At 31.8% G+C, this 12,153-nt stretch carries 10 protein-coding genes; 6 read left to right on the top strand and 4 right to left on the bottom strand.

What is annotated here, in order from left to right:
* Nucleotides 1-5 precede the first annotated feature (5 nt).
* The 6 genes from BUB65_RS04505 to hutU are packed head-to-tail and all read left to right on the top strand — an operon-like array spanning nucleotide 6 to nucleotide 7,381.
* Nucleotides 6-1,079, top strand: a complete 1,074-nt coding sequence (locus BUB65_RS04505; RefSeq protein ID WP_073072725.1) for an iron-containing alcohol dehydrogenase family protein — start codon at nucleotides 6-8, stop codon at nucleotides 1,077-1,079.
* Nucleotide 1,080: 1 nt separating this feature from the next.
* Nucleotides 1,081-2,244, top strand: a complete 1,164-nt coding sequence (locus BUB65_RS04500; protein ID WP_073072722.1) for a class I SAM-dependent rRNA methyltransferase — start codon at nucleotides 1,081-1,083, stop codon at nucleotides 2,242-2,244.
* A gap of 12 nt (nucleotides 2,245-2,256) precedes the next feature.
* Complete coding sequence (locus BUB65_RS04495) at nucleotides 2,257-3,912, top strand: outer membrane protein assembly factor BamB family protein (RefSeq protein ID WP_073072720.1); 1,656 nt, start codon at nucleotides 2,257-2,259, stop codon at nucleotides 3,910-3,912.
* 8 nt (nucleotides 3,913-3,920) lie between these two features.
* Nucleotides 3,921-4,487: an NUDIX hydrolase gene (locus BUB65_RS04490; protein WP_073072718.1), complete on the top strand. Its 567-nt coding sequence runs from the start codon at nucleotides 3,921-3,923 to the stop codon at nucleotides 4,485-4,487.
* Nucleotides 4,488-4,489: 2 nt separating this feature from the next.
* On the top strand, nucleotides 4,490-5,719 hold the full coding sequence (locus BUB65_RS04485; protein WP_073072715.1) for a M20 family metallo-hydrolase: 1,230 nt from the start codon (nucleotides 4,490-4,492) through the stop codon (nucleotides 5,717-5,719).
* 12 nt (nucleotides 5,720-5,731) lie between these two features.
* Complete coding sequence (hutU, locus tag BUB65_RS04480) at nucleotides 5,732-7,381, top strand: urocanate hydratase (RefSeq protein WP_073072713.1); 1,650 nt, start codon at nucleotides 5,732-5,734, stop codon at nucleotides 7,379-7,381.
* A 261-nt stretch (nucleotides 7,382-7,642) separates the two neighbouring features.
* Here the strand turns inward: hutU and BUB65_RS04475 are convergent, their stop codons facing one another.
* The 4 genes from BUB65_RS04475 to fdrA are packed head-to-tail and all read right to left on the bottom strand — an operon-like array spanning nucleotide 7,643 to nucleotide 12,153.
* Complete coding sequence (locus BUB65_RS04475; RefSeq protein WP_073072711.1) at nucleotides 7,643-8,365, bottom strand: N-acetyltransferase; 723 nt, start codon at nucleotides 8,363-8,365, stop codon at nucleotides 7,643-7,645.
* 42 nt (nucleotides 8,366-8,407) lie between these two features.
* The gene (locus BUB65_RS04470) at nucleotides 8,408-9,199 is read right to left on the bottom strand and encodes a cyclase family protein (protein WP_073072709.1); all 792 of its coding nucleotides are present in this window, start codon (nucleotides 9,197-9,199) and stop codon (nucleotides 8,408-8,410) included.
* 18 nt (nucleotides 9,200-9,217) lie between these two features.
* On the bottom strand, nucleotides 9,218-10,618 hold the full coding sequence (locus tag BUB65_RS04465) for a YlbE family protein (RefSeq protein ID WP_073072707.1): 1,401 nt from the start codon (nucleotides 10,616-10,618) through the stop codon (nucleotides 9,218-9,220).
* On the bottom strand, nucleotides 10,615-12,153 hold the full coding sequence (gene fdrA / locus BUB65_RS04460) for an acyl-CoA synthetase FdrA (protein ID WP_073072705.1): 1,539 nt from the start codon (nucleotides 12,151-12,153) through the stop codon (nucleotides 10,615-10,617). The genes BUB65_RS04465 and fdrA overlap by 4 nt, the downstream gene beginning before the upstream one ends.

Below are 12,153 nucleotides of genomic sequence, written 5' to 3'. Positions count from 1 at the left end.
TTAAATTGGCTTTCTATTTGCCTACAAAAATAATGTACGAAAATGAAATTCTCAAAAATGAAATAGATAAACTTGGTAAGAGATTCCTTATTATTACCGGAAAAAGTTCAAAAAGAAATGGTAGTTTAGAAGATTTAATCAACTTACTTGAAAGTCTAGATAAAGAATATGAAATTTTCGACGAATCTAAAGAAAATCCTCCAAAAGAGCTTATAGAAAACATAACACAAAAGTATGGCAAGAATTGGGATGTTGTTGTTGGTCTTGGTGGTGGCAGTCCAATGGACACTGCTAAAGCAGTTGCTGTTTTATGTAAAAACAATATTTCGGTTGAAGATTTATACGATCAATCTAAATACGATACAGCTGCAAATATTCTTTGTATTCCAACAACTGCTGGCACTGGAAGTGAAGTTACACAATATTCCGTTTTAACTATTAATGGTCGAAAACGTGGATTTAAACATGAAAAAATTTTTCCAAAAATTGCCATTTTAAATCCAAAATATACTATTTCATTACCAAAAGATCTTACCATTTCTACAGGACTTGACGCTTTTTCTCATGCAGTTGAATCCGCATTATCTTTGAGATCTAACGAATTTTCGGAAATTTTTGCATTCAAAGCTATTAAAATAATTAAAAATACTCTTCCGAAACTCGTAAACGATCTTGAAAATTATGAATATAGAAAAGAAATGTTACTAGCATCAACCTATGCTGGCATTGCTATAAGCATTACTGGAACAACAATTGCACACTCTCTAGGTTATTCTTTAACTACAGATAAAAATTTAAGACACGGAATTGCAACTGCTGTTTTTTTACCTTTTGAAATGAAAATTGCAGGAACCAAAAAATCTAAAATTATTCACGAACTTGTTGGAGATATTGAAGATTTTATTAAAACTTTAGGTGTTGAAATTTATTTCGAAACTAATGAATCTGAAATTGAAAAATGGGTTAATGCTGTTTCAAATTCTTCTCACGTGAAAGTTACTCCAGGCAATTTTAATAAGGAGAAAATTAAAGAAGCATATTATTGGTTAATTGAAAAATCAAAGTTTTTCAGGAGGTAATATGAAAGTATACTTGAAAAAAAACATAAAAAACCGAATAAAGAACGGACATCCCTGGATTTATTACAATGAAATTGAAAAGATAGACGGTGAAATTGAAAATGGAAGCATTGTAGAAGTTTTTAATCATGAAAATTACTTTATTGGAAAAGGGTATATCAATTTTAATTCAAAAATTAGGATCAGACTTTTAACAAGAAAAAATGAAAAAATTGATAAAAACTTTTTAAAAAAAAGGATTGTTCAAGCATTAAGACGAAGAAACACAAAGGAAGAAAGTTTTCGGGTAATTTTTTCTGAAGCTGATAATTTACCTGGGTTAATAGTAGACAAATTTGGTAATTACTTGGTAATTGAAATTAACACCCTCGGAATTGAAAAAATAAAAAATTTTATCATAGATGTATTAATAGAAATTTTCAATCCAGTTGGTATTTTTGAGAAATCTGATAGTACATCTAGAAAAAAAGAAGGCTTAACAACTTTCACAGGTTGGATTTATGGAAACGGTCCAGAGCTTATTCCCTACACTATAAATGGAATAATACTTTTTGCTGATACAAAAGGACAAAAAACTGGAGCATTTCTCGATCAAAGATTTAACGCATTATCATTAAGGAATTATACTAACAATAAGTCTTGTCTTGATTGCTTCTGTTATACTGGTAACTTTGGACTTCACATGCTCAAATTTGGTGCAAAACACGTAACCTTTGTAGATTATTCTAAAAGAGCTATTGAAGTAGCTGAATTGGCATTAAAGAAAAATGACTTTCAAAACTACGAACTTATAGTGGGAAATGCGTTTGATATACTTAAATCTTTTTATAACTCTTCAAAATTTTTTGATGTTATATCAATTGATCCCCCTTCATTTGCAAAAAGTGCCTCTACCAAACAATCTGCATTAAAGGGATATAAAGAAATAAATCTTAGAGCTATGAAAATTTTAAAAGAACGAGGTATACTTGCCACTTCATCATGTACTCAAGTTATTTCCGAACAAGAATTCATAAACACTATCTTCTCTGCAGCAATTGATACCGGAAAAATCAGTAGAATATTACACAAAGGTGGTCAACCTTATGATCATCCACAAGTTTTAAATATTTTAGAAACTCAGTATCTTAAATTTTTGCTCTTAGAAATAGAAAATTTAAAGTAAGTAGGTGAATATATGAAAAAAATTACATTGATTTTTCTACTATTTGCTATTGTTATAAATTCACAAGTTTACTTTCTAAGTAATGACGGTGTGTACAAATCTTTTGAAAAGATTGAGACAGGAATTTTTGATGGAATTGTAAGTATAAACAATAACATATATATTTTAAAACATGATGCAATAATTAACTTAAAAACCAAACAGGAAATAAAAATCGATTCTCCTGTTTATATTGGTGATTCTTACTTTCTATCTAACGGTTCAATTTATAAACTTGAAAATGACAAATTGCTTTTTTACAAAATTCTTCCTAACAATTTGAAAAATGTTTATGTCTATAAAAATTTTTTAATAGGCATTCAATCAGGAAAAATTGTTGGAATAAATAATGGAAAACTTATTTGGACAATCGATCCCAATAATGAAAAAATCCTAAAAATTAAAATAAGTAACGGACACCTTGCGGTATTCACAAATAACGGGCTAACTATATTTGACATTGCCAATCCTATGTATCCAAGATATATCGAACACTTTACTAATGCTGACGACTACGAATTTAACGGTTACCATGTTTTACTTATTAACAATGAAGTAAATATATATGACGAGAATAAAAAATTGTTATTCTCAAGAAAAGTTAATGGAAACACTTTAATTTCTGACGGCGAAAATATTTACATTGGAAATTATATTATTACCAGTGATTTAAATATTACAACCTTTCCATACAAAATCAAAGGGGTAGCAGTATTAAAAGGAGAGAATTTACCTCAAGGTGAAATAAAATTACTATGGTCAACTAATTTAAACTTTGAAATTAAATCAAGGCCTGTTGCAATTAACAACACACTTTTTGTTGCTTCAACTAATGGAAAAATTCTTGCCTTAAAAAACGGAAAGATAATCTGGGAATACAGATTACCATTTATTATAACTGGACATCTTACTTTGACAAATAAAGAACTATTAGCAACTAGTTGGGATAACAACGTATACGCTTTTGATTTCAGCGGTAAACTCCTTTGGAAAGTTCAACTTGATTCCGATGTTGCACTTGGAGTTGCATGGGATGGAATAATGATTTATGCTCTCTCTGATGAAGGTTACTTATACGAAATTAAAGACGGCGAAATTATAAATCAATACAAAGCTGGTAAATGGCCCATTACTGGCCCATTTATTTCACTATCCGGAAATATTTATTCTGTCGACGCTATGGGATATCTATGGAAAAATAACAAAAAAGACAAATTTATTGGAAAGGTTAGAAATCTTGCATTTTTCTCTGAAACTCCTGTAATTCCATCCGAAAACTCCTTCGTTTTACTTGATGATTTTGGTAATGAATTTTTGTTTGAAAAATATTCTATAATTAAAAACGGAAAAACTGTATTTAAGTCTAATGATGAAATTATAGACGCTATATTGGGGAAAAACAATATTTTTATCCTATCTTCGAACGGTAATCTGTATGTTATCGATCGAAAAAAATATAAAATCATCTATTCTAACACTTTTAAAAATTCAAAATTTCTTGTTTTTGATAATGGAATTTTATACATTATTGGTGAAAAAGCATATGCTATTTCAACAAATGATATTAATCCCAATTCTTGGTTTAGTGTATACAAAGACAATATGAATAGCTCTTCAATAAACTACTAGGTGATAAAATGAAATTTTTTGAAGAAGGATTTTTAAGTCCAACTACAGAATATTCCGTTATTATCCCCATAATAAACAAAGAATACTTTCTTTTTGAACTGCGTTCAAAAAACTTGAAAATACAACCTCAAGAAATTTCATTTCCAGGAGGAAAAGTTGAAACAAATGAAAGTCCACTAGAAGCAGGTATTAGAGAACTTTATGAAGAAATTGGAATTAAACCAATCGAAATAATAGGTAAAATGAAATCGTTAATTACTCCTTTTAACATAGTAATTCATCCATTTATAGCAACTATTGATCCTACAAATATGAATTTAAATCCTGAAGAAGTTGAAAAAGTTTTTTATGTTCCAATTAACTTTTTTGAAAAACCTACATTTACTTGCTTTGCCAAACTAAAAGTTTCTCCTACTTCCAACTTTCCTTATCATTTAATTCCTGGTGGGCAAAAATATGTTTGGAGAGAAGGAAAATATAAAATAATGTTCTTTTTATACGAAGAACTTGTAATTTGGGGGATCACAGCTCGTTTGGCTTTTGAAGCATATAAAAAATTAAAAGGAGGTTTTTAAAAATGGAATTAAAAGAAAAGATAATACGTAAAATCGAACAATTAAAACCTCAAATTATTGAATCAATGAAAAAATTCATATCTATTAATTCTGTCAATCCTAGAACAGGAGGTCCTGGAGAAAAAGAAATTGCTATTTGGTTAGAGAATCTAATCAAAAATTGGAATTTCGACAAAATTCAAAGATACGATGCGCCTGATGAGGCTGTTCCTTATGGATACAGACCAAATATAATTGCTGAATATAAAGGTATAGAAGGGAAAAGAACTATTTGGATTATAACCCATATGGATAAAGTTCCAGCTGGTGATTTAAAACTTTGGAAAAACGACCCTTTCACTCCAGTTGAAAAGGATGGAAAAATATTTGGGAGAGGAGCTGAAGATAATGGTTCTTCATTGATTGCTTCACTGTATGGTGTAAAAGCAGTAATGGAACTGGGAATAAGGCCCAAAGACAATATAGGAATAATTTTGGTTTCTGATGAAGAAACTGGATCAGAGTATGGAATAAAATATCTTGTAAAACAAAAAATCTTTTCAAAAAATGATCTTTTTATCGTTCCAGATTCTGGTGAACCTGATGGAAGTTTCATAGAAATTGCTGAAAAATCAATAATGTGGTTGAAAATAACCACCGAAGGGAAACAAGCTCATGCTTCAAGACCAGATATTGCAAAAAACGCTCATAGATATGGCATGAAATTTGCAATTTACTTAGATAATTATTTACATAAAAAATACAATGCTGAAAATGATATTTTTGACTTTCCAAAAAGTTCTTTCGAACCCACCAAAAAATTACCTAATGTTGAAAATATCAACACTATTCCAGGTACAGATATAACCTATTTTGATTGTAGAGTTTTGCCCGATTACAACATTGAAGACATTTTTAACGAGATTGTTGAAATCGCAAAGCATTTTTCAAAAGAAAATAATGTGAAAGTTCATATAGAAAAGGTTCAATTTGAACAAGCTGCTCCTCCTACTGATAAAAATTCCGAAATAGTTTTAAAATTAGTTGAAGCAATAAAAAATACAAGAAATATTGAACCAAAAATTGGGGGAATCGGCGGAGGAACATGTGCAGCAATTTTAAGAAAAGAGAATTTTCCAGCCGTTGTTTGGGCTACAATTGATGGCACTGCACATCAGCCTAATGAGTATGTGAAAATTGACAACTTAATAAGTGATACAATTGTTTATGCATATTTAATTTCGAAATCATAAGGGAGGGATATTATGAACAGAATAATTAAAGCACCAAGGGGGACAAACTTAACTTGCAAAACTTGGCAAACAGAAGCTCCTATGCGAATGTTAATGAACAATCTTGATCCAGAAGTTGCAAGAGATCCTGCTAATCTGATAGTATACGGCGGTACTGGTAAAGCTGCAAGAAATTGGGAAGCATTTGATAAAATAATCGAAACTTTAAAAACTCTGGAAATGGACGAAACTTTACTTATCCAAAGTGGAAAACCTGTAGCAGTATTTAAAACAAGTGAATGGGCTCCTAGAGTATTAATTGCTAATTCAAACCTTGTACCAAAATGGGCAAATTGGGAATATTTTAGACAATTAGAAGAAAGAGGATTAATAATGTTCGGACAAATGACTGCAGGAAGTTGGATATATATAGGTACTCAAGGTATATTACAGGGAACATATGAAACTTTTTTTGCCGTTGCAAAAAAATATTTCAATGGTTCATTAAAAGGAAAATGGGTATTAACTGCTGGCCTTGGAGAAATGGGAGGTGCCCAACCTCTCGCTGTAACACTGAATGATGGTGTTATACTTGCTGTAGAAATTGATAAACGAATGATTGAAAGAAGGTTAAAAACAGGATATCTTGATACATGGACTGATAATTTGGATGAAGCTTTAACATTAGTACAAAAAGCTGTAAAAGAAGGTAAATCTCTATCAATAGGATTATTAGGAAACGCCGCTGACATACATCCCGAATTAGTTAAAAGAAATATAATTCCAGATATCGTTACAGATCAAACTGCGGCTCATGATCCATTAAATGGTTATGTACCACGTGGAATGAGTTTTGATGAAGCAATAAAATTACGAAAAAATGATCCAAAAAAATATTTAGAACTTGTATATGAAAGTGTTGCAAAACACATTGAAGCAATTCTTGAAATGCAAAAACAAGGTTCTAAAGTATTTGAATACGGAAATAACATAAGAAGATTAGCATATGATCACGGTGTAAAAGATGCATTCAATATTCCAGGATATGTTCCTGAATACATCAGAGATCTTTTCTCAGAAGGAAAAGGGCCTTTTAGATGGGTAGCGTTATCTGGAAATCCCGAAGACATTTTCAAAACGGATAAAAAAGTACTTGAACTTTTCCCATACGATGAACACTTAAAAAGGTGGATAGAACTAGCACAAAAGAAAGTAAAATGGCAAGGATTACCTGCAAGAATTTGTTGGTTAGGTCAAGGCGAAAGAGCTGAATTTGGTTTAGCAATTAATGAAATGGTTAAAAAAGGTAAATTAGATGCTCCAATTGTTATTGGAAGAGACCATCATGATACAGGTTCAGTTGCAAGCCCATACAGAGAAACTGAAGCAATGAAGGATGGAAGTGATGCAATTGCTGATTGGCCAATACTTAATGCTATGCTAAATGTAGCAAGTGGAGCCACTTGGGTATCTTTCCATCACGGTGGAGGAGTTGGAATTGGATATTCACTTCATGCTGGAATGGTAGTAGTCGCAGACGGAACCGATCTTGCTCATAAAAAGCTTGAAAGAGTATTAACAAATGATGTAGGTTTAGGAGTCGCACGTCATGCAGATGCTGGATATGAAATTGCAATCCAAACCGCCAAAAAACATGGTCTTAGAATTCCAATGCTCGACTAATTTATATCTTTAATAAAAAGCTCTTTGTATTTTACACTCTTTTCAAAGTAATAAAATAATAAAAACACCCCCAAAATTGTAAAACAAAGCCAACCTGGGGGTATTTTTTTTGGAAAAGAAAGGGAAGAATTTTAAGAAATATTTTTCAAGGTTTCAAAAAATAAAAAACATGGCTCCGGTGGAGTACCGAAGCCATGTTGTTTGAAAATTTGTTTTTTTATTATTTATTCCACATACAGAAAATTTTTATACGCTCTTTTATTAAACCACTGGATTTTCAGGAATAATTAATTCTTTATTAGCTTCAATCACTTCTGGGGTAGGTTCTTCCAGCTCTGTTTTAACCAATTGTTTAAGATACTCTTTCACAGACAAGTCCCAATATTGTCTGGTTATATAATACACTTTAGCTCCACCTAATTCATGCTGAACATCTGGCCATGGATAAGAAGGTTGAGCCATACCTAATCCCCATCTTTTAAAACCATTATAACTCTCATATGTAGCCCACCATTCCTTTGCACCTAAAACTTCAAAAGCATATTTTGTCTTTGCATAATACATTATTGCTCCTACTCTTAAACCTCTTACAAATGCCATTGAATGTAAACTGATATGAATATCTTCATTCATCACTCTAGCATTTGCAAATCCAGCTAATTTCCCATTAATTGTTCCTATCATAAAATAAGGATCTTTTAGCCTGTTTCTATACCATCCCAGTAATTCCGCATACACTCTTGCTCCAACTATATCATAAAAATCATGATCAACATCTAATAATTTTTTCACGAATGGCAACAAGAGAGGAACTTCTTCTTTCTTTAAAGGTCTTATATATAAATAACTACCATCTTTTAATTTTGCCATTTCTGGTTTATATGGTTCTAGTTTTAATGAAGGACCGGATAATATTGGTTCTAACTCCCTTACATCAAATGTGATTTTTTCTTGGGATACCTTTTCAGGGACTTCTTTCCACATAATTTCACCTCTCCTCAGAATTTTATATATCAGATAATGTTATTAAATAATTTCAAACGCAGCGACTCGCGCAATACTTGATTCACCATCAACCAATTTCCACGGGAATATTCCTATATACATTCTTCTATTTAAAACTTTATCAATTTCTCCTCCAAGGTTTTCTGCATGAAGTATCATTTCTGGGAATAAATAATTATGCATCAATTGATAAGTTTCATCAGTGAAATATTCGTCCAATGATTTTCCATATTTTTCAATGAAATGCTTATTAGCAAGTTTAGCTATATCTGGCCTAAATTCCTTTAAAATCGTATTCATTGGATGATCAGCCGAACCACAATCAACACCTATCCATTTGATTTCAAGTTCTTTTACCCAATCTGCGAACTCTTTATCTGGGCCTGGATGATAATAAAAATATTTTTCTTCATTTGCTTCTGGTTGATCCCACGCATATTTATGATATCCTGTGTTTATTATAAGAATGTCACCTTTTTTATATTCAAAACCATTTTCTTTTGCAACTTTTAAAAAATGTTCAGGTTTGTAAATATCAAAATCGCCTACTTCCTTTGAAATATCTACTATAACTCCTTCACCAAATAAATAACCCTCCAAAGGCAGTGAAGCGATATCTCTTCCACCAGTCATAAAATGTCGTTGTCCATCTAAATGTGTACCGTTATGCATACTGGTTCGGACAATTTGGCCATTAACCTTTTGAAGCATTTTCCTTTTGAAATACCATAACTTCATTGGTTCATAACTTGGCCATGGTGGAGTTGAAATTCCTATGTTTTGAGTTAAATCATACACTTTAATACCTGCCATACTTTTACCTCCTTATTTTTAAAGATATTCTTTTATAAATGCTTCTAAAGCATCAATAAAAATATTCATAGGTGGATAGGTCAAACCTGCACCTACCTGACCTATTCCAGGCTTTTTATGGGCAATACCTGTGTTAATTCGAGGTAATATACCTTTTTCTACTACCTTCTTAATATTTAAACCTGTTGGAGTACCTCTAAAATTTAAAAATGGAATTTTATACGTATTATTCTCAGTTTCAGTAATTTCATACATTTTTAAAGTTGTTTCAATTGCCTCTTGCACAGTTCCACCAACAAATTTCACAATTGCTGGTGCAGCTGCCATAGCAAAAGCACCAAACCCTCCAGTTTCCGTAATTGTACTATCTCCAATATCAAGATTTGCATCTTCTTTAGTAAATCCTGGAAAATATAACCCTTCTACTTCTTGAGCTGGACCTACAAACCATTTGTTTGGAAGGCCCGCAATCCTTATTCCAAAGTCCGTTCCATTTCTTGCCATTACAGTAACTACAGTACTTCCTTTTATACCTTCTGCAGCTAATGTCGCAGATTTTGCTGCTGGCATAGATAAATTAAGAAAAAAATGATCGTTTGAATTAATAAATTCCAATACTTTTTTCTTTTCTTTATTAGAAAAACTTGTATCCAAGATTGCTGGAGCAATTTCTCTAATAAACAATGAAGTGGCTGCTCTATTTCTATTGTGACATTCATCACCCATTTGGACAGCTTGAGCAATTAAATTCTTGAGATTAATTTCACCTTTCAATTCCAAAGCCTCTTTTAATACAGGATATAAAACCTCTTCCATCCATTTTAATCTATCAATGACTTCTGGCCCATTCGCTCCATATCTAAGAACTTTCCCTAACCCTTCATTCATAGTACAATAAGCTTTTATCCCATAGGTTTTATTTTCAATTATAAACACGGGCATTGAAGGTGTTGCAACACCAGCCATTGGGCCAACCCCATCATGATGATGCCATGGATCAAATTCTATTTCGCCAGATTCAATTAATTCAATGGCTTCTCGTTCATCTTTCACCTTTCCTTCGTATATTAATCCACCAATTATTGCTCCTCTTAATGGTCCACACATTCTATCCCAAGTTATAGGTGGACCAGCATGTAAAATCATATTTTCCTTCATTCCAGGCACTACTTCTCTTGCAATACCCATTCCAACTAAAGTGGGCTGTGAGTTCATTATCCTCTCTACTGCTTCGGCATTTGCTTTTTCAACATCAATGTTAATCTTCGAAAAATCGTCTAATATTTTCAAAGATCTATACCCACCCAAAGGGGGCTTCCAATCAACATGGACCACCTTAGCTCCTTGTTTTTTAAGATCCTCATAAAATGATTTCAACCCAATGTTAACAATTTTCAATTCTTTATTGAATAAACTCATCTTCCCAGCTCCTTCCATACATTAACAGCAAATTTAACAGCACTAGCGTTACTTGGGAAGACTAAAACCCCCACATCTTCCAACTTTTTCTTTTGTTCAAAGTAATTTTGAGGATCGTCATAAGTTCCACAAATATTTGCAATTACACATTTATATACTCCTGATTTTTCTCTTGCAGTTTTTATAGCTTCAGCTATTTCACCCCCTGGATCCATATGTGAACCCCATCCTAGAACTATGTCTAAAATAATTATTGCCGTATCTTTATCAAGGTATTCTTTTATTAACCTTGATTTTCTCATAGTAAAATCAATCATTGGGTGTGGTCTTCCAACGGTAAATTCATCCTCACCCATGTCCACAATGGTGTGCTCTTTACTTTCATTTATATCATCAAGTTTATATTCAGGATTTATTGGTGTAGGAGAATAAACTGGTCCGATATCCTTTTGTAATAAAATCATTGCTTCATCAGCAAGGGTCCCTCCTGAATATAAACCTCTAATATATCTTCCCTCATCTATTTTTTTTGCTTCTTCTTTAGCTTTTAAACTAAAATCAATATTTTCAAAATAATCTAAATATGAATAAACTTTATCCTCCACTTTTTCTCCTTTACTTATTAATGATGCTTTTATAGCTGTATCTTCTAATGTGTGTCCGACTAAAATATCTTTATCATTTACTTTTCCATTAATAAAATGAACAACATGCTTTTTATTCGATTTTTTTAACAATTCAATTGCTTTTCTTACTACATCTTCATGAGGAGGTTTAGAAACAAGTACAATTACTTCCGTTTTATCATCCTCAATTAATCTCCTAATTCCTTCAAGGAACATCAGCCCTCCAACATCTTTTTTTACATCTCTTCCACCTGTCCCAATTAATTGTGATATTCCACTACCTAAATTAGAAATTATTGACGAAACTTCCTGGGCACCTGTTCCTGAAGCAGCAACCATGCCTATATTTCCTTTTCTTACAACATTTGCAAAAGCTAGTGCTATCCCATTAATTATTGCTGTCCCACAATCTGGTCCCATTACCAAAAGACCTTTTTCTAAAGCATATTTTTTTAATTCAATTTCAGTTTCTAATGGAACATTGTCACTAAAAAGCATTACATTTAATCCCAAATCTAATGCTTTTTTTGCTTCATAACCAGCATATTCTCCAGCTATAGAGATTAAAGCTATATTTGCATCTTTTTCTTTTTTTACCGCACTTTCTAAAGTAGGGTAGAACTTTTCGCTCTCTTCTTCAGCCTCAACTTTCAAAAGATCCTCAATATCTTTCTCAATTTCATTAATATCAATATTTTCACCTTTAACAACGATTAATAAATCATTTGGAGTTGTTTTCTCTAATTCTTCATCTAACATACCTAATTCCTTTAAAAATCCTTTATTTGTTTCTGTTCCCATACCAATTAATGCTTCCTCAACATTTTCTTTTTTCTTAATTTCTTCCGTGATTAACATTAGAGTAACTGAATCATAATAAGAATTTGGTTTAATCAACTTGTAAATCAT

Origin of the sequence: Thermosipho atlanticus DSM 15807 (genome assembly GCF_900129985.1) — a bacterium.
GTDB classification, from domain to species: domain Bacteria; phylum Thermotogota; class Thermotogae; order Thermotogales; family Fervidobacteriaceae; genus Thermosipho_A; species Thermosipho_A atlanticus.
Note: the sequence above shows the minus strand (reverse complement) of the source record. Positions and strands in the feature narration are given on the sequence as shown.